The 20,521-nt window shown below is 67.2% G+C and carries 21 protein-coding genes; 14 read left to right on the top strand and 7 right to left on the bottom strand.

Translation table 11 applies throughout. The annotated features are described in order from the left end of the window. Positions 1 to 56 precede the first annotated feature (56 nt). Genes N440_RS09415 through N440_RS09400 form a run of 4 tightly spaced genes read right to left on the bottom strand, consistent with a single transcriptional unit; the run spans position 57 to position 3,978 of the window. Positions 57 to 425 carry a DUF2894 domain-containing protein gene (locus tag N440_RS09415; protein ID WP_133934882.1) on the bottom strand — a complete coding sequence of 123 codons (369 nt, stop codon included), beginning with the start codon at positions 423 to 425 and terminating at the stop codon, positions 57 to 59. Next, positions 415 to 1,053 carry an OmpA family protein gene (locus tag N440_RS09410; RefSeq protein ID WP_133934881.1) on the bottom strand — a complete coding sequence of 213 codons (639 nt, stop codon included), beginning with the start codon at positions 1,051 to 1,053 and terminating at the stop codon, positions 415 to 417. Before N440_RS09410 ends, N440_RS09415 begins: the two co-directional genes overlap by 11 nt. Then, entirely contained in the window at positions 1,050 to 3,314 is a 2,265-nt protein-coding gene (locus N440_RS09405) for a DUF802 domain-containing protein (protein WP_133934880.1), read from the bottom strand. The genes N440_RS09410 and N440_RS09405 overlap by 4 nt, the downstream gene beginning before the upstream one ends. Positions 3,315 to 3,324: 10 nt before the next feature. Continuing rightward, positions 3,325 to 3,978, bottom strand: a complete 654-nt coding sequence (locus N440_RS09400; RefSeq protein ID WP_133934879.1) for a DUF3348 family protein — start codon at positions 3,976 to 3,978, stop codon at positions 3,325 to 3,327. 144 nt (positions 3,979 to 4,122) lie between these two features. Between N440_RS09400 and N440_RS09395 the strand changes: the two genes are divergently transcribed. Beyond that, a complete protein-coding gene (locus tag N440_RS09395) occupies positions 4,123 to 5,046 on the top strand; it encodes a M14 family metallocarboxypeptidase (RefSeq protein WP_133934878.1) in 924 nt (307 codons plus the stop codon). A gap of 50 nt (positions 5,047 to 5,096) precedes the next feature. On the opposite strand, the gene N440_RS09390 is transcribed toward N440_RS09395, so the two are convergent. Next, positions 5,097 to 5,489: a diacylglycerol kinase gene (locus N440_RS09390; RefSeq protein WP_133934877.1), complete on the bottom strand. Its 393-nt coding sequence runs from the start codon at positions 5,487 to 5,489 to the stop codon at positions 5,097 to 5,099. A gap of 155 nt (positions 5,490 to 5,644) precedes the next feature. Beyond that, positions 5,645 to 6,166, bottom strand: a complete 522-nt coding sequence (locus tag N440_RS09385) for a nuclear transport factor 2 family protein (protein WP_133934876.1) — start codon at positions 6,164 to 6,166, stop codon at positions 5,645 to 5,647. A gap of 227 nt (positions 6,167 to 6,393) precedes the next feature. Here N440_RS09385 and N440_RS09380 point away from each other — a divergent pair, with 227 nt between their 5' ends. Continuing rightward, positions 6,394 to 6,723, top strand: coding sequence for a hypothetical protein (locus N440_RS09380; RefSeq protein ID WP_133934875.1), 330 nt, complete (start codon positions 6,394 to 6,396; stop codon positions 6,721 to 6,723). Here N440_RS09380 and N440_RS09375 read toward each other — a convergent pair. Further along, positions 6,717 to 7,121 carry a hypothetical protein gene (locus N440_RS09375; protein WP_053449950.1) on the bottom strand — a complete coding sequence of 135 codons (405 nt, stop codon included), beginning with the start codon at positions 7,119 to 7,121 and terminating at the stop codon, positions 6,717 to 6,719. The genes N440_RS09380 and N440_RS09375 overlap by 7 nt on opposite strands. Before the next feature lie 194 nt (positions 7,122 to 7,315). On the opposite strand from N440_RS09375, the gene moaA reads away from it, so the two are divergent. From moaA to narI, 12 genes are all read left to right on the top strand, one after another. Continuing rightward, the gene (gene moaA, locus N440_RS09370; RefSeq protein WP_133934874.1) at positions 7,316 to 8,296 is read left to right on the top strand and encodes a GTP 3',8-cyclase MoaA; all 981 of its coding nucleotides are present in this window, start codon (positions 7,316 to 7,318) and stop codon (positions 8,294 to 8,296) included. A gap of 8 nt (positions 8,297 to 8,304) precedes the next feature. Beyond that, positions 8,305 to 9,300, top strand: a complete 996-nt coding sequence (gene moaCB / locus N440_RS09365; RefSeq protein ID WP_133934873.1) for a bifunctional molybdenum cofactor biosynthesis protein MoaC/MoaB — start codon at positions 8,305 to 8,307, stop codon at positions 9,298 to 9,300. After that, complete coding sequence (gene glp, locus N440_RS09360; RefSeq protein WP_133934872.1) at positions 9,300 to 10,550, top strand: gephyrin-like molybdotransferase Glp; 1,251 nt, start codon at positions 9,300 to 9,302, stop codon at positions 10,548 to 10,550. The genes moaCB and glp overlap by 1 nt, the downstream gene beginning before the upstream one ends. 2 nt (positions 10,551 to 10,552) lie before the next feature. Then, entirely contained in the window at positions 10,553 to 10,813 is a 261-nt protein-coding gene (locus N440_RS09355) for a MoaD/ThiS family protein (RefSeq protein WP_017354494.1), read from the top strand. Between the two features lie 3 nt (positions 10,814 to 10,816). Next, positions 10,817 to 11,317 (top strand): molybdenum cofactor biosynthesis protein MoaE, encoded by a 501-nt coding sequence (locus N440_RS09350; protein WP_133934871.1) that lies wholly within the window; start codon positions 10,817 to 10,819, stop codon positions 11,315 to 11,317. Continuing rightward, positions 11,289 to 11,849 carry a molybdenum cofactor guanylyltransferase gene (locus tag N440_RS09345; RefSeq protein WP_133934870.1) on the top strand — a complete coding sequence of 187 codons (561 nt, stop codon included), beginning with the start codon at positions 11,289 to 11,291 and terminating at the stop codon, positions 11,847 to 11,849. The genes N440_RS09350 and N440_RS09345 overlap by 29 nt, the downstream gene beginning before the upstream one ends. Next, a complete protein-coding gene (locus N440_RS09340; protein ID WP_133934869.1) occupies positions 11,846 to 12,211 on the top strand; it encodes a hypothetical protein in 366 nt (121 codons plus the stop codon). Before N440_RS09345 ends, N440_RS09340 begins: the two co-directional genes overlap by 4 nt. Positions 12,212 to 12,356: 145 nt before the next feature. Further along, positions 12,357 to 13,775, top strand: coding sequence for a NarK family nitrate/nitrite MFS transporter (locus N440_RS09335; protein WP_008267010.1), 1,419 nt, complete (start codon positions 12,357 to 12,359; stop codon positions 13,773 to 13,775). A 71-nt stretch (positions 13,776 to 13,846) separates the two neighbouring features. After that, the gene (locus N440_RS09330; RefSeq protein WP_133934868.1) at positions 13,847 to 17,590 is read left to right on the top strand and encodes a nitrate reductase subunit alpha; all 3,744 of its coding nucleotides are present in this window, start codon (positions 13,847 to 13,849) and stop codon (positions 17,588 to 17,590) included. Further along, a complete protein-coding gene (gene narH, locus N440_RS09325; protein ID WP_008268109.1) occupies positions 17,590 to 19,134 on the top strand; it encodes a nitrate reductase subunit beta in 1,545 nt (514 codons plus the stop codon). Before N440_RS09330 ends, narH begins: the two co-directional genes overlap by 1 nt. Further along, the gene (narJ, locus tag N440_RS09320; protein WP_049457435.1) at positions 19,134 to 19,814 is read left to right on the top strand and encodes a nitrate reductase molybdenum cofactor assembly chaperone; all 681 of its coding nucleotides are present in this window, start codon (positions 19,134 to 19,136) and stop codon (positions 19,812 to 19,814) included. Before narH ends, narJ begins: the two co-directional genes overlap by 1 nt. Further along, on the top strand, positions 19,811 to 20,518 hold the full coding sequence (narI, locus tag N440_RS09315; protein ID WP_006449390.1) for a respiratory nitrate reductase subunit gamma: 708 nt from the start codon (positions 19,811 to 19,813) through the stop codon (positions 20,516 to 20,518). Before narJ ends, narI begins: the two co-directional genes overlap by 4 nt. Positions 20,519 to 20,521 lie beyond the last annotated feature (3 nt).

The raw sequence follows: 20,521 nt of genomic DNA, 5'->3' as shown, positions 1-20,521 counted from the left end.
GGACCCATCGGGCAATGTGCAGTTGCCGGCCAGCGGCCGGCACTACCAATCGGTGTTCAACGATGCTTGCGCGTGCGCTTCGGCTTCGCGGTATCGCCGCCGCTGGCGGTGCCGTCCTGCAGCGCCTGCAGCCACGACAACGTATCCACATAGTCGATGAAGTGGCGCAGGTAGCCGGGGCTGGTCGCCTGCATCGTGTCCAGCATGCGCTGCACCAGCACCGCCGAATTCAGCGGGCCGCCGTCGGCCGGGGCTTCGGTGCGCAGCGAGCGGCGCACCTGCAGTTCGCTGCGTAGTTCCGACCACTCGCGCTGCACCTGCTGCAGCATCGGCAGCTGCGGGTAGTGCGGCAGCGAGCGTGACCCCGCATCGAGGTCGCGCACCAGCGCACGCAGGCTGTCTTGTGCGGGTGGCTTACTTGGCATCCGGCGCCTTGGGCTTGGGAATCGGCGCGATTTCCACGCGACGATTGCGCGCGCGGCCGTCCTCGCTGGCATTGGAGCTGACCGGCTGCTCGCTGCCGAATGCGGCGGCGAACACGGCATCGGCGGGCACGCCGTCGGCGATCAGGGTGCGGGTCACGGTCAGCGAACGTTGCGCGGACAGCTCCCAGTTGTCGGCGAAACGACGGTTGCCTTCGCGCACCGGCGCGTCGTCGGTGAAGCCGCTGACCATCAGGATTTCTTCGCGGCTGCCCAGATAGGCGGCCAGCGGCGCAGCGAGGCTGCGCAGCAGCTCCTGGCCTTCTGGCTGCAACTGGTCCGAGTTCAGTGCGAACAGCACGCTGCCACTGATGCCGATGCGGCCATCGACCAGAGTCACGCGGCCGGCCGCCAACGGGCCGGCCAGCGCCTGTTCCAGCGTCTGCAGGCGCTTGGCTTCGGCCTGGCGCTGCTTCACTTCCTGGTCCAGCCGTTGCGACAGCTCCAACTGCACCGCCACCACGCCGACCAGGATCAGCACGAACGCGCCCAGCAGCACCGACATCAGGTCACCGAAGGCGGCCCAGATCGGGGCGTGCGAGCTGCCATCGACCTCCAGTTCGTCACTCATGCGCTGCCGGCCTTGCTGCGGCGCGCGGCCAGCTGCTGCAGTTCTTCCATCACCTGCTTCTGCGACAGCAGGCTGAGATCAACCACCTCGCGTGCCTGCGCCACGTAGTAGGCCAGCTGCTCGTCGCTGCGGGCCAGCGAGGCATCCAGCGCGCCGCCAATCTGCTCCAGGCGGCCGGACAGTTCGGTGGAAACGCTGCCGAACTGTGCGACCGCCTCGCCGAAGGTGCCGGCCAACTGGCCAACGTCACTGGCGCTGCCGCTGAGGGCTGCTGCAATGCCATCCAGCTTGCCGGTCTCCGCGGCGATATGGTCGGTGAAGCGGTTGCCGACGCGTTCCAGCAGCTCGGCCGAGCCGCCCACCAGTGCGTCCACCGCGGTGCGCTGTTCGTGCGAGGCGTGGTTGATCGCATCCAGCAGGGTCTGCACGGTGGCCAGCAGGCGGCCGCGCTCTTCCAGCATCGCGTTGTCGCGCACCAGGCTCTCGGAGAGCGTGCTGCGCAGCTCGTTGATGACATCTGCCGCGGCCTTGGGCGCGGCGGCGGCGGTCTGCAGCAGGGTGGAGACTTCCGCCAGCGTGGCGCTGGCCTGGGCACGGCCGTTTTCGCCGATCTGCTGCGCGGTTGCCGCCAGCGTGTCGCAGACCTGCTGCTGCTGCGCGGCCAGGTGTTCGCCGTTGGCCTGCAGGCGCTGGGCCAGATCGGTGGAAACGTGCTGCAGGGCATCGCTCCAGCGCTGCAGGCGCTGTTCGTCACCGGCCTGCAATTGCGCCTGCAGCGTGGCGTGCGCCTGCTGCAGTTCGGCACTGACCGCATCCCAGCGCGCTTGGCGCTGCTGCTCGCGGCTGTCCAGGCTGGCCTGCAGTTCGGCGTGCGCGCTGGCGGCGGCGGCCTGTGCAGACTGCCATTGCTGCGAACGCTGCTGTTCGTGATCCTGCAGGAGCGCCTGGCTGGCAGCATGACGCTGGTCCAGTGCCTGCAGCAGTGCTTCGGCGCGCGCATCCAGATGCTCGCTGGTGGCCAGCAACGCCTGCTGCTGGCGTTCGACCAGCGCGGTATTCAGTGCCTGCTGCTGTTCGGCGGCGGCGCGCCAGGCGTCGGCATTGCTGCTGGCATCGGCCTGCAGGCGCTCGCCGATGCGTGTCACCAGCGCTTCGGCGTGCGTGCCCTGGCCATCGCTGAACGCCTGCAGGTGCTGGCGCAGATCGCTCACCAGCGCCTGTTGTGCCTGGGTCTGCTCGCTCACCACCTTGGCCCAGCTGGCTTCGGTAGCGACGCGGCTGCGCTCGAAACCGTCGCTCAGGCCGGACAGCTGCTGCTGCACCGCCTGCTCGACACGGGCGTGCAGCGCCTGGCCATGCTGGGCCAGGCCGGCCAGGGTGGTCTCGGCCATCGGCTGCAGCGCGCCACCGATGGCGGCGGCGCTGGCTTCTGCACCTTCGCGCAGCGACTGTTGCAGCGACACGGCCAGGCGCTCCTGCAGGGCCTGGCTCTGGGTCAGGAACTCGGCCTGGCCGGCCAGCAGGCGCTCGCTGGCGGCGGCGCTGTGCTGTTCAAAGCTGCTGGTCATCGCCTGCAGGCGATCGACCAGTGCCGGCAGGGCGGCGGACTGCGCCTGCAACAGGCGCAGCGACTCGGCGCGCTGCCAGGCCTGCGAGTACGGGTGCAGGTCGCCGGCAATGGCGCGGTCCAGCTGCTGCACGGCCTGCAGGCGGTCGCGTCGCAGCAGGGCAGCCAGCAGGCCCAGCATCGCCGAGCTGGCCACGCCGGCGATCGAGGTGCCGAACGCCACCGCCAGGCCCTGCACCGGCGAAGCCAGCGAGCCACGGATGGCGGCCATGTCGGTCGCGCTCTGCAGCGCAAGGCCGGTGCCGCGCAGGGTATCCATCATGCCCAGCAGGGTGCCGAGCATGCCCAGCAGCACCAGCAGGCCGACCAGGTAAGGAGTGAGTACCGGCGCAGGCAGGGCGGTGCGCTCGCCTTCCACGCGCAGGCGCACGGCGTTGCGCAGGCCCACCGGCACGCGCTCCAGCCAGGGGGACAGGCTTTCCGTCGCGCTGGACAGGTCGTTCAGCGCAGTGCGCAGGCCGTTGCTGGCCTGGCGGTAGCGGTACAGCTCCACGCCACCGGCGAGGTAGCAGGCGGCGATGATCGCAGCCACCGCTGCCCCCAACGGATGCACCGAAACGTAGCCAATGCCGATCCAGCACACGGCCAGCAGGCCGACAAGGAAAACAACGACATGGAAAGCAGTTCTGGACATGGTATTCCGGTCAGTGGGAGCGCAGGGCGTCTTGCAGCCCGTCGATCGGGTGGAAGCGCAGCTGCAGCTCGGCGAGCAGCAGGGTGCGCATGTCATGGCGGAAGGCCGCGCGCCAGCCGGGCTGGCCGTGCACGCGTTCAAAACGGGCGCCGAGCACCCCTGGCGCGGTGGCCAGCAGGCTGTGCTCGCGCGGAGTGAGCGTCTGTTCCATCACCGCATCGACCTCGGCCAGCCGTGCCAGTGCCGGCGAAACCTGTACCAGCTGGTCGCGCAGGCGGCCGCGCAGGCGCCCGGTGGCGGTCTGGATGGCCTGCTGCAGCACCCGGTAACGCTGGCGCAGCGAGGCGAAGTTGGGCGCGGCGGCGGCTTCGGCCAGGTCGAGCAGGCGCTCGGCCTCGGCATCCTCGCTGATCGAGGCCAGCAGGCTGGCATGGGCCTGGGCGCAGTCGGCCAGCACATCCTCGACCGCTTCGGCGGCCTCGCCCGGCTCGGGCAGGCGCCCGCCAAGGGCTCCGGACAGGGCCACGGCACGGCTCCAGTCCACCCACTGGCCGAGCCGATCGGTCAGGGCGGGACTGCTGGCCGGCATCGCGCCGTCGCTGAGACGGGCGAGCAGGCGGAGGAATTCCGGTCCACCCAGGACCGGCTGCGCTGCGTTCGCCATCAAGGGGTGAGGGGCCAAAAACCGTTGATTTTACAACCAGATGACCCCGGCTGGATGAAGGCGGGGCCGGGGGAGGGGGCCCGCAGGCGCGACAAGGCTTAGAATGTCCGGCTGCACCCACCCGTTCGACCCTGGAGTTCCCCAATGACTGTTGCGCAGTTCTACCCGATCGGCACCCCCGGACAGCCCTGGGGCGACGCCGAACGCGCACAGTGGCGGGCCCGCCAGCAGCGCCAGCGCAGCTACCACGACGACGTGGTGGCCGCCCTCGAGCGCCTGGATGACAGCATCTTCGATGTGATCCAGTACGGCCAGCTGAACTACGCTCCGGACCACTATCCGCTGTTCGCCGTGGTCAACCACAACTGGAACCCGGCACTGCCGACCGCGCTGATCACCGGCGGCGTGCATGGCTACGAGACCAGCGGCGTGCATGGTGCCCTGCAGTTCCTGGAGCAGCAGGCCGAGCGTTACCTGGGCCGGCTGAACCTGATCGTGGCGCCGTGCGTCAGCCCGTGGGGCTACGAGCGCATCCAGCGCTGGAACCCGGATGCCATCGACCCGAACCGCAGCTTCCGTGACGGCGGCCAGATCGAGGAAGCCGCCGCGCTGATGCGCTGGGTGGCCGAGCGCAAGCCGAACCTGCTGGTGCACCTGGACCTGCACGAGACCACCGACAGCGACCTGCACGAGTTCGATCCGGCCCGCTGCGCCCGCGACGGCAAGCCGTTCGAGCGCGACACCATTCCGGACGGCTTCTACGTGATCGGCAACAGCGAAGATCCGCAGGCCGAATTCCAGAAGGCGCTGATCGCCGCGGTTGCGCCGGTCACCCACATTGCCCCGGCCGATGCCGAGGGCAATCTGGTCGGCCTGCCGTTGCAGTCGCCGGGCGTGGTCTGGGGTGAATCGCGTTCGATCGGCGCTTGCGCCGGCTTCACCGACGCGCGATTTGCCACCACCACCGAGGTCTACCCGGACAGCCCGCGCACCAACCCGCAGGAATGCAACGACGCGCAGGTGGCGGCGGTGTGTGCGGGCCTGGATTTCGCCCTCGCGGCGCAGTAACGCATCAGCACAGCGTAGCGCCGGGTCATGCCCGGCGGGTCAGGCGTGACCTAGCCCAGCAGGATCACGCCCCACACCGTGCCGACCATCAGCAGCGCAGTGGTCTGGGCAGCGCTGCCCATGTCCTTGGCGTTCTTGGACAGCGGGTGGTGGTCAAGCGAGATGCGGTCGACCACCGCTTCGATGGCCGAGTTGAGCAGCTCCACCAGCAGGCTGATGAAGCAGACGGCCAGCACCACGGCCCGTTCGATCGTGCTGATGTCCAGCACGAACGCTGCGACCATCAGCAGTGCGTGCAGCAGCAACAGCTGCCGGAAGGCCGCTTCGCCCCGGAAGGTGGCGATGAAGCCGTCGCGTGAATGGATCAGCGTGTGGAAGATGCGGCGAAGGCCGGTCTTGCCATGTGGATACTTGCCGCTGTTCGCGGGATGAGGTGGCTGCATGCCGGTCCTGCCATGAATTGACCTCGCGACAGGATGTGAAGACGGGCGTCGGGAAAGCGTCGGACACCCGTTAGCATTGCGCTCAACCGGCGTAGTACTGTGAAGGGCCGAGCCACCCTGCGACGCAGGAACTGCCGGGCGCGGCCGCCGGCGATTCACTCCACCGGGCTGCGTGAATCGCGGATCGAATAGATCACCGAGAAGATCTTCCAGCCCTGTTCGGTGCGGATCAGCTGCCACATCTCCTTGCCCCAGTTGGTCTTCACCCCATCGTCGTGGAAGCTGTAGTCAAACGACACCGAAGCCACATCGCCATCGGCCTCGATCTTCGTGTTGGAGAATTCTTCCTCCCTCGGTTTCGGCGACGCTACGGCACCATCGATCAGCGCGATGAAATTATTGGCGGGAATCTTCCGCGCCTTGATCGCATCGGGCTTGGCCTTGCGGATGTCCTGCAGGCGCACATCCTCCGAAACGTACTGCCAGCCGATGTCTTCTGCCTTGTCCGAAAAGAACAGGCCCATGTAGGTCGGCTTGTCCTTGTTGATCAGCGAGGTGCGGAACGATTCGACCACCTGTTCGATGGCCTTGATGTCGGCGGGCGCGTTCTGCACGGCGTAGGCCGGCAGGCAGGCGGAGAAGCAGAGGGCGAAGACGGCCGTTCTGGCGGTTGACACGTGAAGTTCCTTCCTGGGTGACAGAGATGAGCGCGGGAGTTGATCGGCGTATCCGGTTTCGAAAGCACGCTGCCTTTACGACGCCAGCATGAGGGGCGGCGTTGTGCAGGGTAGTGCTCTCCCGTGCTGCCGGGCCATGCCAGCCATCACCCTTCCGCCCCCATCTTGACGTTCCCAGCCACCAAGCGCAGGCTGGCCCGGCACGTTTCCTAACCAGAAGGAGACTTATGACCGCCACCGCTTCCCTGCACCCGGCGCCCGACACCCCGGGCCGTTCCCGCCTCTGGACTGTGTTCTGGCTGCAGGGCGTCATCCCCAGCAATATCCTGTGGGCGGTGGCCCTCTGGGCGCTGGCCAACCAGCGCACCCCGTTGCTGCTGGGAGTATTTGCCGTGCTGCTGCTCTATACCGGCTGGATCATTCCGGCGGTCTGGCGGGCGGCGCCCAGCGCACACAATCCCAACCTGGGCGTGGCCGCGCGCGGGCTGACCGTGGCCTGGGGCCTGAACACCGTGCTGGTGATCTTCTTCCTGACCCTGCAGTTGGTGGGTCAATAGAACTGAACAGGCTCGCCGCCCCGGTCGAAGGCGGCGAAGCGGCCGATCTGACCGTCATGGATGGCGTTGACCATCAGTTTCAGCGGGCGCGCGGCCTCATCACTGTTGGGGGCGAACCCGGCGCGGCCGTCCAGCGCGGCCACGAACACCAGGTCCCAGTCGATGCCGGTGGTGGTCGATTCAGCCGCCAGCGCCTGGAAGCTGGGCACTTCGGCGGGCAGCTTGTCCACGCACAGCACCGGCGACAGGGTGCCGCCCTCGCGGCGGTCATGCCGGTCGCGCTGGTCGTCGGTGGGCGACTCGGGCAGCTCGGCGCGCACGAATACAAACAGCAAGCGTTGCGGTTCAGCCTGCTGGCCTGCGGCGTGCAGCAGCTGCTGGAAATCGTTCATCATCATGAGGGTTGTCACACGCCCGCTGCACGGAAAGCCGCATGCTGCCACAACGCCTGCCGCGCGGGGCCGAAGACGATTGATTTAAGTCATGCCCATGGAACTGATGGCCGCGTACTCTGGCAATCGTTCCAGCAGACGAGGGTTTCCGGGCCGTTCCGGGCACAGGCAAGACGGTGGAGCAACAAGGTGGACCAGCCATGAGCCAACTCACCGACGGTTTCGGACGCAGCTTTCCGTACCTGCGCCTGTCGTTGACCGAAGCCTGCAACTTCCGTTGCAGCTACTGCCTGCCCGATGGCTACCAGGCCGATGGCCGCCCGCGCTTCCTGCAGGTGGATGAAATCGCGCGGCTGGTGCGCGCGTTCGCCGCGCTGGGCATGAGCAAGATCCGCCTGACCGGCGGCGAACCCAGCCTGCGCAAGGACCTGGATGAAATCATCGCCACCGTGGCGGCGGTGCCGGGTATCCGCAAGGTGGCCATCACCACCAACGGCACACTGCTGCCGCGGCGCCTGCCTGGCTGGCACCGGGCGGGGCTGACCGCGCTGAACGTAAGCATGGACAGCCTGCAGCGCGAGCGCTTCAAGGCCATTACCGGGCACGACCGCCTGCCGGAGATCGAGCAGGGCCTGGCCCTGGCGCAGGCACTGGGCCTGCCGGCGATCAAGCTCAATGCGGTGCTGCTGCGCGGCCTGAACGACGACGAGCTGCCGCAGTGGATGGACTACCTGCGCGACCGCCCCTTCAGCGTGCGCTTCATCGAATTGATGCGCACCGGCGACAACGAAGCCTATTTCCAGCGCCACCACCTGCGTGCCGACGTGGTGATCGAGCAGCTGCTGGCCGCTGGCTGGCACGAGCGCCCGCGGGCCGCCGATGCCGGTCCGGCGCGCGAGTTCGGCCACCCCGGCCATCGCGGCAGCATCGGCATCATCGCGCCGTATTCGCGTGACTTCTGCAAGGGCTGCAACCGCCTGCGGGTGACCGCCAAGGGCGACCTGCGGCTGTGCCTGTTCGGCGAGTTCGGCGTGCCGCTGCGGCCGCTGCTGCAGAGCGACGATGACCATGACGCGCTGCTGGCGCGCATCACCACCCAGCTTGGCCTTAAAGCGGCCGGGCATGGCCTGCACCAGGGCCAGACCGGGCTGACCCCGCACCTGGCCTCCATCGGAGGATGAGCAACACGATGAGTGGGGAATTGAATGCGGCCTTCCATATGGCCGATGTCCGCGACAAGCGCATCACCCGCCGCCGTGCGGTGGCGGTGGGCGAACTGCATGCCGGCCCGGTGGCCTATCCGCTGATTGTCGAGCGCCGCCTGCCCAAGGGCGATGCGCTGGTGATGGCCGAGATTGCCGGCCTGCAGGGCGCCAAGATGGCCTCGATGCTGATGCCGCTGTGCCACCCGCTGCCGCTGGAGCTGGTGCAGGTGTTCTGCGCGCCGGTACCGGAACGGCAGGCGATCCGCGTGTGGTGCGAGTGCGCCAGCGAGGCGCGCACCGGCGTGGAGATGGAGGCGCTGGCCGGCGTCAACGCGGCGCTGCTGACCCTGTACGACCTGAGCAAGCCGGTGGAACCGGCGCTGCGCATCGAAGGCATCCGCCTGCTGTTCAAGGAAGGCGGCAAGCGCGGTGTGTGGCTGCACCCCGATGGCATGGACGAGGCCGAGCGCGCGCGCTTCAAGCCGCGTGCGCCGAAGGGTCTGGAGGGCGCGACCTGCGCGGTGATCACGCTGAGCGACCGTGCCAGCGAGGGCACCTATGAAGATATCTCTGGCCCGACCCTGGTGACCGGCGTGAAAAAGCTGGGCGGTGAGGTTGTGGCGGCCGAGGTGCTGCCCGATGGCATCGAGCCGTTGGCCGGCCGGCTGCAGGTGCTGGCCGCCGACGGTGTGCGCCTGTGCCTGTGCACCGGTGGTACCGGCCTGGGCCCGAGTGACCTGACCCCGGAGGCGCTGCGTTCCTTGAACGCGCGGCCGGTGCACGGCCTGGCGCAGATGGTGCGGGCGCTGAGCGCGCAGCACACGCCGATGGCGTGGCTGAGCCGCGCCGAGGTGGTGCAGCTGGGCGGCATGCTGGTGTTCGCGCTGCCGGGCAGCCCGAAGGCATCAGCGCAGTGCCTCGATATTCTGGCGCCGGTGCTGGGCCACGCCTTGGCGATGATCGACGGCGGTGGCCACTGATGATTGCCTATAGCGAAGCTCTGCAGCACCTGCTGGATGCGGCCACGCCGCTGCCGGCCGAGCGCCTGCCGCTGCATGAGGCCGGCGGGCGCACCCTGGCCAGCGATATCCACAGCGCGCAGTCGTTGCCGCCGTTCGACAACTCGGCGATGGATGGCTTTGCGCTGCGTGCCAACGGTGCTGCGTTCGATAGCGGTACCGAATTCGCGGTGCAGGGCTGGCAGGCCGCCGGCGATGCCGGTGCCGAGGGCGGCGAGGGCGCCTGGGAAATCATGACCGGCGCGCGCATGCCGTCTGGACTGGATACCGTGGTGCCGGTCGAGAATGTGGAGATCCTCGCCAGCGAGGACGGCCGCCCGACCCGCATCGCCCTCAAGGCGCCAGTGAAGCCGGGCCAGCACGTGCGCCTGCGCGGGCAGGACGTGAGCGACGGCGAGCGTGTGCTGCAGGCCGGGCAGGTGCTGGATATCAACGCCCGCACCCTGCTGCACGCCATCGGCGTGGGCGAAGTGGCGGTGATGGCACGACCGAAGGCCGCTGTGATCGCCACCGGCAAGGAGCTGGTGACCGAGGCCGTGCAGACGCTGGAATCGGGCCAGATCCGTGACAGCAACCGGCCGTACCTGGTGGGTCGCCTGCAGGCGGCCGGCGCCGAGGTGGTCTGGCAGGGCACGGTGGGCGATGACGTGGCCGCGTTCAACGCGGTGCTGGACCAAGCGCTTGCTGCAGGTGCGCAGCTGCTGATCAGTACCGGCGCGGTGTCGGCCGGCCGCTACGATTTCGTTCCCGATGCGCTGCGTGGCCGCGGTGCGCGCATCGTGTTCCACAAGGTGGCGATCCGCCCGGGCAAACCGCTGCTGTTTGCGGTGCTGCCCAATGGTGCGCTGTACTTCGGCCTGCCCGGCAACCCGGTTTCGGCCGCCGTCGGCCAGCGCTTCTTCGTGGAGCCGGTGCTGCGCCGTCTGCTGGGGCTGGCGCCGGAAACCGTGTTGCAGCTGCCGCTGCAGGCCGACGTGCGCAAGCCGCCGGGCCTGCGCTTCCACGCGCGTGCGCGGGTGGAAATGGACGGGCAGGGGCGCCTGAGTGCGCGCGTGCTGTCCGGGCAGGAATCGTTCCGTTTGATGTCGATGCTGCAGGCCAATGCCTGGGTGGTGCTGGAGGCCGAGGGAGACCTGGCCAACGCTGGCACCTACGTGCGCGTGCAGGGCTGGGGTCACCACGAACCGGTGCAGCTGGTGAGCCAGGAGTGATGATGAAACAGGTGAATCTGCAGTTGTTCGGTGCCTTTTCCGATCTGGATGCCAGCCGCGAAATCGCGGTCGACGTGGCCGGTGGCACCGTGGCCGACCTGCGCCAGGCGCTGCGCGAACTGTTGCCGGTGCGTTGGCCGGGCTTCCGCGCCGGCCTGCTGGATTACTCGGCATTCGCCGACCAGCAACGCGTGCTGCGCGACCACGAGGCACTGCCCGACGATGGCCGGGTGGCGATCCTGCCGCCGGTAAGCGGGGGCTGAGCCATGAGCGAGAAGATCATCGCGAAGGTGGTGGACCGCGCGCAGGCGGCGATCGATCCGGCCGAGGGCATCGCTGCGGTATCCGATCCAGGTTTTGGCGGCATCGATGTGTTCATCGGCAAGGTGCGCGACGTCAATATCGGCCGGCCGGTGACCGGAATCACCTACGACCTGTTCGAGCCGCTGGTGCTGAACGAGTTCAAGCGCCTGGCCGCGGAAGTGGAGGCGGCGTTCGGGCCGAAACTGAAGCTGTACGTGGCCCATGCCAGGGGCCGCCTGGGTATCGGCGATGTGGCGGTGGTGGTGGCTGCCGGCAGCCCGCACCGTGACGAGGCCTTCCGTGCCTGCCGGCAGCTGATCGAAGCGGTCAAGCACCAGTGCCCGATCTGGAAGCAGGAGCATTACGAGGACGGCGACAGCGAATGGAGCGAGGGGTGCAGCCTCTGCCATGCGGACAGCGAGTCCGCGCACGCCCATGACCACGCGCACGACCACCCGCATTGACGGCATCGTGCTGGCCGGCGGGCTGTCCAGCCGCATGGGCCGCGACAAGGCGCTGCTGCCCTGGCAGGGGCGCACGCTGCTGGAGCACATGCGTGGCCTGTTGTTGCAGGCCGGTGCCCAGCGGGTCTGGGTGAGCGGCAACTATCCGGCTTTCGGCGGCATCCCCGACCAGGTGGCGCGCTGTGGCCCGTTGGGCGGGCTCCATGGTGTGGCCATGCGCATGCCCGATGGCCCGGCCTGGGTGGTGCCGGTGGATACGCCGCTGTTGCCCCCGCGCCTGTTACATCAATTGCGTGACGGCCATCGCAGTCCGTGTACGATCTTTGCGGGCCACCCCCTGCCCATGCTGCTGAATATGGACGATGCTTGCCGGGCCGCGCTGGCATCGATGCTGGATGACCCCGACGGCCCGCGCTCGCTGCAGGCGCTGCAGCGCCGCCTGGGCGTGAACACCGTCGCCCTGGCCCCGGTTGACGAGGCCGGACTGGTCAACTGCAATACCCCCGAACAATGGGAGGATGTTGCGTCATGAAAGTGCAGTTGCAGGACCAGTCGGTACGGCTTCGCCTGGACGAGGCCGAGCTGGCGCGCCTGCTGGCCGGTGAATCGGTCGAGAACATGACCCGCTTTGGCGGCATCGAAGGCTGGGGCATGGCGGTCTCGCTGCATGCCGGTGAGCAGCCCGTGCTGCTGGACGGCGGCACCTTCTGCCGCCTGGTGCTGCCGCGCTCGGCAGTTGAGGCATTGGCTGACCGGCTGCCGTGCCGGGATGGCCTGCCATTCGACATCGCCCTGGAAGATGGCAGCCAGCTTCAGCTGCAGTTCGATGTGGATGTACGTGACAGCGTGCGCCAGCGCGGGGTAACCCGGCGCAGCACGGCTTCATCGGTTTGACATTTGTCAGGGGCAGGGTGGAAACCCGTTCCTGATTGATCCAGATCAACCCCGTCGTCCGTGCTGCACGGCCTAATGGCTGCATGACGACGGGTTACAACTTGAAACGCAGTACCCACGTCATTCCACAGCCTTGGAGCCATGTATGACCGTCGGTAGCGATCCTGTTGTCCGCAGCACCTCCCGTCCGGGTCGCGTCATCAGCGACTGGACGCCGGAAGACCCCGGCTACTGGGAGCGCACCGGCAAGCGGGTCGCTACCCGCAACCTGGTCATCTCGATTCCCTCGCTGCTGCTGGCCTTCTCGGTCTGGGTGCTGTTCTCGGCGGTGTCGATCAGCCTGCCGAAGATCGGCTTCAATTTCAGCACTGACCAGCTGTTCTGGCTGGTGGCACTGCCCAGCCTGTCCGGCGCGACCCTGCGCATCTTCTATTCGTTCGTGATTCCGATCTTCGGTGGCCGCCGCTGGACCGCGCTGTCCACCGCCTCGCTGCTGGCGCCGACGATCTGGCTGGGCTTTGCGGTGCAGGACCCGGCCACCCCGTACTGGGTGTTCGTGGTCATCGCCATCCTGTGCGGATTTGGCGGTGCGAACTTCTCGTCGTCGATGTCCAATATTTCCTTCTTCTACCCCAAGCAGAAGCAGGGCCTGGCGCTGGGCCTGAATGCCGGCCTGGGCAATGTGGGCGTGTCGGTGGCGCAGGCGGTGATTCCGCTGGTGATCACCGTGGGCGTGTTCGGTGCGCTGGGTGGTGCGCCGCAGCCCACGGTGGAGGGCGGGGCGTCGCTGTTCGTGCAGAACGCAGGTTTCATCTGGGTGCCGGCGATTGCGATCTGTGCGGTTGCGGCCTGGTTCGGCATGAATGACCTGACCAGTGCGCGTTCCTCGTTCTCCGAGCAGGCGGTGATCTTCCGCCGCAAGCACAACTGGCTGATGTGCTGGCTGTACATCGGCACCTTCGGTTCCTACATCGGCTTCTCGGCCGGCTTCCCGATGCTGGTGAAGAGCCAGTTCCCGGACGTGAATCCGCTGGCCTACGCCTTCATCGGCCCGCTGCTGGGCGCGTTGATGCGCTCGGTGGGCGGCAGCCTGGCCGACCGCTGGGGCGGCGCACGCCTGACCTTCTGGGTGTTCGCGCTGATGATCGCCGCCGTGTTCGGGGTGCTGCACTTCCTGCCCAGCCACGGCCAGGGCGGCAACTTCCATGGCTTCCTGCTCAGCTTCATGGCGCTGTTCGTGCTCAGTGGCATCGGCAACGGCACCACCTTCCGCATGATCCCGGTGATCTTCCGCACCCTGCACGAGCGCTGGTCGGCCAACGACAGCGCCGAAGGCAAGGCGGCGGCCGCGCACCAGGCCAGCATCGAGTCGGCCGCGGTGGTCGGCTTCTCCGGTGCGATCGGCGCCTATGGCGGCTTCTTCATCCCCAAGAGCTACGGCTCGTCCATCACCTTGACCGGCAGCCCCGACATGGCGCTGTACGGATTCGTTGTTTTCTACATCACCTGCCTGGCCGTGACCTGGTGGTGGTACTACCGGCGCGGTGCCGAGACACCCTGCTGACAACATGAAAACGCACCGCAGCCAATGAACACCACAGCCACGTTGCAGATGTCCGCAAAGGGAGACCCCCGATGAGTTATTTCCTTGATCGCTTGCAGTTCTTCAAGCGTGACCCCCAGTCTTTTGCCGATGGCCATGGATTTGCCAAGAGCGAGGGCCGCGACTGGGAAAACAGTTACCGCGCCCGCTGGCAGTACGACAAGGTCGTGCGCTCCACCCACGGCGTGAACTGCACCGGCTCGTGCAGCTGGAAGATCTACGTCAAGAACGGCCTGGTCACCTGGGAAACCCAGCAGACCGATTACCCGCGCACGCGGCCGGACCTGCCCAACCATGAACCGCGTGGCTGCCCGCGTGGCGCCAGCTATTCCTGGTACCTGTACAGCGCCAACCGCCTGAAGTACCCGCTGATCCGCGGCACGCTGCTGCGCCTGTGGCGCGAAGCACGCAAGAGCAAGGCGCCGGTTGATGCCTGGGCCAGCATTGTCGAGGACAAGGAAAAGGCGCGTTCGTACAAGAGCCGCCGCGGCATGGGCGGCTTCGTGCGGCTGCAGTGGGAAGAGGCCAACGAGATCATTGCGGCCTCCAACCTGTACACGGTGAAGCAGTACGGCCCGGACCGCGTGGTCGGCTTCTCGCCGATTCCGGCGATGTCGATGGTGTCCTACGCGGCCGGCGCACGCTACCTGTCGTTGCTGGGCGGCGCCTGCCTGTCCTTCTACGACTGGTACTGCGACCTGCCGCCGGCCTCGCCGCAGATCTGGGGCGAGCAGACCGACGTGCCCGAATCCGCGGACTGGTACAACAGCCGCTACATCATCGCCTGGGGCTCGAACGTGCCGCAGACGCGCACGCCCGACGCGCATTTCTTCACCGAGGCGCGCTACAACGGCACCAAGACGGTGGCGATCTGCCCGGACTATTCCGAGCTGGCCAAGCTGACCGACCACTGGCTGCACCCCAAGCAGGGTACCGACGCGGCGCTGGCCTTCGCCTTCGGCCACGTGATCCTGCGCGAGTTCCACGTCGATTCGCCTTCGCAGTACTTCCAGGACTACTGCCGCCAGTACTCGGACATGCCGATGCTGGTGCGCCTGGAGCGTCGCGACGATGGCCGGCTGGTGCCGGGCCGCTTCCTGCGCGCCAGTGAACTGGGCGGGCTGGGCGAAGCCAACAACCCCGACTGGAAGACCCTGGCCTATGACGAAACCAGTGGCCAGATCGTGGTGCCGAACGGCTCGATCGGCTTCCGCTGGGGCGAGAAGGGCAAGTGGAACATCGAGGAGAAGGCCAGCAACGGCGCCGATACGCGCCTGCAGCTGAGCCTGGCCGAGGGCCATGAAGGCATCGAAGCGGTCAGCTTCCCATACTTCGGTGGCATCGAGACCGACGGCTGGACCGCGGCGCCGGCCGATGACGTGCTCGACCGGAACATCCCGGTGCGTCGCCTGGCCCTGGCCGACGGCGGCGAAACTCTGGTGGCCACGGTCTACGACCTGCTGCTGGCCCAGTACGGCGTGGACCGTGGCTTTGGCGGCGGCAACGTCGCGCGCAGCTTCGACGACATGGTGCCGGGCACTCCGGCCTGGCAGGAACGCATCACCGGCGTGTCGCGTGCGGAAGTGATCGAGATCGCCCGCGAGTTCGCCCGTACCGCCGACAAGACCCACGGCCGTTCGATGATCATCGTCGGCGCGGGCATGAACCACTGGTTCCACAACGACATGAACTACCGCGGCCTGATCAACATGCTGATCATGTGCGGCTGTGTGGGCCAGACCGGTGGCGGCTGGGCGCATTACGTGGGGCAGGAAAAGCTGCGCCCGCAGACCGGCTGGCAACCGCTGGCGTTCGGCCTGGACTGGAGCCGCCCGCCGCGGCACATGAATGGCACCTCGTTCTTCTACTTCAACACCGGGCAGTGGCGTTACGAGAAGCTGCAGGTGGACGAGCTGCTCTCGCCGCTGGCCGATGCCAGCAAGTACAGCGGCAGCCTGGCCGATCTGAACCTGCGCGCCGTGCGCATGGGCTGGTTGCCCTGCGCGCCGCAGCTGGACCGCAATCCGCTGCAGCTGGTGCGCGAGGCGGACGCAGCCGGCGTGGCCCCGGCCGACTATGCGCTGGGCAAGTTCAAGGACGGTTCGCTGGACTTCGCCTTCGCCGACCCGGATGCGCAGCAGAACCACCCGCGCATGATGTTCATCTGGCGCTCGAACCTGCTTGGTTCGTCGGGCAAGGGCCACGAGTACATGCTGCGGCATCTGCTGGGCACGCGCCATGGCCTGCAGGGCAAGGACCTGGGCGAGATGGGTGCGATCAAGCCGGAGGAGGTGAAGTGGCGTGACGAGGCACCGGAAGGCAAGCTGGACCTGCTGGTCACGCTCGACTTCCGCATGTGCACCACCGCGCTGTACTCGGACATCGTGCTGCCGACCGCAACCTGGTACGAGAAGGACGACCTCAATACCTCGGACATGCATCCGTTCATCCATCCGCTGTCCAAGGCGGTGGACCCGGCCTGGGAATCGCGCAGTGACTGGGAGATCTTCAAGGAGGTCGCCCGCACCGTGAGCGAGATGGCGCCGGGTGTGCTGGGCGTGGAAAAGGACCTGGTGCTGGTGCCAACCCTGCATGACACCCCCAACGAACTGGGCATGCCGTTCGGCGTGGCCGACTGGAAGAAGGGCGAGTGTGAGGCCCTCCCGGGCCAGACCATGCCGTCGATGACGGTGGTGGAGCGCGACTACCCGAACCTGTACCGCAAGTTCACCTCGCTGGGCCCGTTGCTGGACAAGCTGGGCAACGGCGGCAAGGGCATGAGCTGGGACACCAGGCACGAGGTCGAATTCCTCGGCAAGCTCAACCACACCGTGCACGACGAGGGCGTCAGCCACGGCCGCCCGGCCATTTCGACCGCGATCGATGCGGCCGAGGTGATCCTGCACCTGGCGCCGGAAACCAATGGCCACGTGGCAGTGAAGGCCTGGGAGTCGCTGGGTACCTTCACCGGCCGTGAGCATACCCACCTGGCGGTGGGCAAGGAGCACGAGGCGATCCGCTTCCGTGACATCCAGGCGCAGCCGCGCAAGATCATCTCCTCGCCGATCTGGTCGGGGCTGGAAGACGACAACGTCAGCTACAACGCCGGCTATACCAACGTGCACGAGCTGATTCCGTGGCGCACGGTGACCGGTCGCCAGCAGTTCTACCAGGACCACGAGTGGATGATCGACTTCGGCGAAGCCTTCATGGGCTACCGGCCGCCGGTCAATACGCGCACGGTGGAGCCGCTGTTGAACCAGCGCCCGAACGGCAACAAGGAGATCGTGCTGAACTGGATCACCCCGCACCAGAAGTGGGGCATCCACAGCACCTACAGCGACAACCTGATCATGCAGACGCTGTCGCGCGGTGGCCCGATCGTGTGGTTGAGCGAGGATGACGCGCGCAGTGCCGGCATCGTCGACAACGACTGGATCGAGCTGTTCAACGTCAACGGTGCGATCGCCGCGCGTGCGGTGGTCAGCCAGCGCGTGATGCCGGGCATGGCGATGATGTACCACGCCCAGGAACGCATCATCAATGTGCCGGGTTCGGAGATTTCCGGTACCCGCGGCGGCATCCACAACTCGGTGACCCGCATCGTGCTCAAGCCGACCCACATGATCGGCGGTTACGCGCAACTGGCCTACGGCTTCAACTACTACGGTACCTGCGGCACCAACCGCGACGAGTTCGTGATCGTACGCAAGATGGACAAGGTCGATTGGCTTGATGGCGAGGCCGTGCCGGCCGCCGCCAAGGAGGTGGTGTGATGAAGGTCCGTGCACAGATCGCGATGGTGCTGAACCTGGACAAGTGCATCGGCTGCCATACCTGCTCGATCACCTGCAAGAACGTCTGGACCTCGCGCGAGGGCGTCGAGTACGCCTGGTTCAACAACGTGGAAACCAAGCCGGGCATCGGCTACCCGAAGGAATGGGAGAACCAGGACAAGTGGAACGGCGGCTGGGTGCGCACCCGCGCCGGCAAGCTGGTACCGCGTGCCGGCGGCCGTTGGCGGATGCTGGCCAAGATTTTCGCCAACCCGGACCTGCCGCAGATCGACGACTACTACGAGCCGTTCGACTTCGACTACCAGAACCTGCACACCGCCAAGGACAGCCAGCACCAGCCCACCGCGCGGCCACGCTCGCTGATCAGCGGCGAACGCATGCAGAAGATCGAGTGGGGCCCGAACTGGGAGGAAATCCTCGGTTCGGAGTTCAGCAAGCGCTCGCGTGACTACAACTTCGACCAGGTGCAGAAGGAAATCTACGGCGCCTTCGAGAAGACCTTCATGATGTACCTGCCACGCCTGTGCGAGCACTGCCTGAACCCGGCGTGTGTATCGGCGTGCCCGTCGGGCGCGATCTACAAGCGCGAGGAAGACGGCATCGTGCTGATCGACCAGGACAAGTGCCGTGGCTGGCGCATGTGCGTGTCGGCCTGCCCGTACAAGAAGATCTATTACAACTGGAAGAGCGGCAAGTCGGAGAAGTGCATCTTCTGCTACCCGCGCATCGAGATGGGCGAGCCGACCGTTTGCTCGGAGACCTGCGTGGGTCGCATCCGCTACCTGGGCGTGATGCTGTACGACGCCGACCGCATTGCCGAGGCTGCCTCGGTGGCCGCCGAGAAGGACCTGTACCAGGCCCACCTGGACATCTTCCTGGACCCGAACGACCCGGCGGTGATCGCTGCCGCGCGCAAGGAGGGCATCCCGGACAGCTGGCTGGACGCGGCCAAGCAGTCGCCGGTCTACAAGCTGGCCATCGACTGGAAGCTGGCGCTGCCGCTGCACCCGGAATACCGCACGCTGCCGATGGTCTGGTACGTGCCGCCGCTGTCGCCGATCCAGTCGGCGGCCGAGCGTGGCCGGGTGGGCATGAGCGGCGAACTGCCGGACGTGGCCTCGCTGCGCATCCCGATGCGCTACCTGGCCAACCTGCTGACCGCCGGTGACGAGGCGCCGGTGGTGCGCGCGCTGGAGCGGCTGATGGCGATGCGTGCCTGGCGCCGGGCCAAGAACGTGGACGGCGTGGAAGACACTGCGGTGCTGGAGCAGACCGGGTTGAGCATTGCCCAGGTGGAAGAGATGTACCGCTACCTGGCCATCGCCAACTATGAGGACCGTTTCGTGATTCCGACCGGCCACCGCGAATATGCCAACGATGCCTTCGGCGAACGCGGCGGCTGTGGCTTCACCTTCGGCAACGGCTGCAACGGTGACAGCCCGGCCGATCTGTTCGGCCAGCGCAGCACCAGCACGTTCGTGGTGGACAAGGGGCCGAACCACCGTCGCAAGGAGGTGGTGTGATGAGCGTGCTCAAGCTGGTCGGGGTGCTGCTGGACTACCCCCGTGAGGAACTGTGGCAGCACGGCGAGGAACTGCTCGCCGCCTGCGACGACCCGGCGCTGAGCGCCGCCCGCCGCCAGCAGCTGCGCAGCTTCGTGCAGCAGCTGCTGGGCACCGATGCGCTGGATGCGCAGGCCGCCTGGCTGGCCAGTTTCGACCGTGGCCGTTCGATGAGCCTGTTGCTGTTCGAACACATCCATGGCGAATCGCGCGACCGTGGCCAGGCCATGGTCGATCTGGTCGAGACCTACCGCCGTAACGGCTTCGAGCTGGACGCACGCGAGCTGCCGGACTACCTGCCGCTGCTGCTGGAGTTCCTGGCCCATCGGCCCGGCAGCGAGGCCCGCGAGTGGCTGCACCACATCGGCCACATCGCCGGAATGCTGGCTGCGCGCGCCGCCGAGCGCGAGCTGCCGCACCGGGTGCTGTTCGAGATCCTGGTCGAAGCCGGCGACGGCAAGGCCGATCTGCAGGCGCTGCGCCAGCGTGCCAGTGAAGAAGTCCGCGACGATACCGCCGAGGCCATGGACCGCTTGTGGGAGGAAGAGGCGGTGCGCTTCGGCGCCGAAGCCCCTGCCGAAGACTGCAAGCCGCCCGTGCGTTCGCCGGCCCGTCCTTCGCATCGAGAGGTCCAGCCATGAGTTACTCCCTGCATCAATTCGCCTTCCAGTACTACCCGTACATCGCCGTGGCGGTGCTGCTGATCGGCAGCTGGGCCCGCTATGACAAGGCCATGTACACCTGGCGCACCGGCTCCAGCCAGATGCTCTCGGACAAGGGCATGCGGATCGGCAGCAACTGCTTCCACATCGGCATCCTGGCCATCCTCGGTGGCCATCTGGTCGGCCTGCTGACCCCGCATGCGGTGTACGAGCACTTCATCACCTCCTCGCAGAAGCAGATGCTGGCGATGGTGGTCGGCGGTGTGTTCGGCGCGCTGTGCTTCATCGGCATCAGCATCCTGCTGGTGCGCCGCCTGTTCAATGCGCGTGTGCGTGCCACCGGCAGTTTCGGCGATACCCTGGTGCTGGTGCTGCTGTTCGCCCAGCTGTGCCTGGGCCTGTACAGCATCCGCATTTCGGCCGGCCACCTGGACGGCGGGGTGATGGTGCAGCTGGCCGAATGGGCCCAGCACATCGTGACCTTCCGTGCCGGGGCCGCCGACTACATCGAGGGTGTCAGCTGGGTCTACAAGATGCACATCTTCCTGGGCCTGACCCTGTTCCTGATCGCGCCGTTCACCCGCCTGGTGCATGTGTGGAGCATTCCGATCAGCTACCTGTGGCGGCCCTACCAGGTGGTGCGCCGGCGCCAGGCCACGCTGCGCTACGGGCCGCGGGAGTAAGCC

Origin of the sequence: Stenotrophomonas sp. CC22-02 (assembly GCF_004365115.1) — a bacterium.
GTDB classification, from domain to species: domain Bacteria; phylum Pseudomonadota; class Gammaproteobacteria; order Xanthomonadales; family Xanthomonadaceae; genus Stenotrophomonas; species Stenotrophomonas forensis.
The sequence above is the reverse complement of the archived record's forward strand: the minus strand, read 5'-3'. Positions and strand labels throughout refer to the sequence as shown.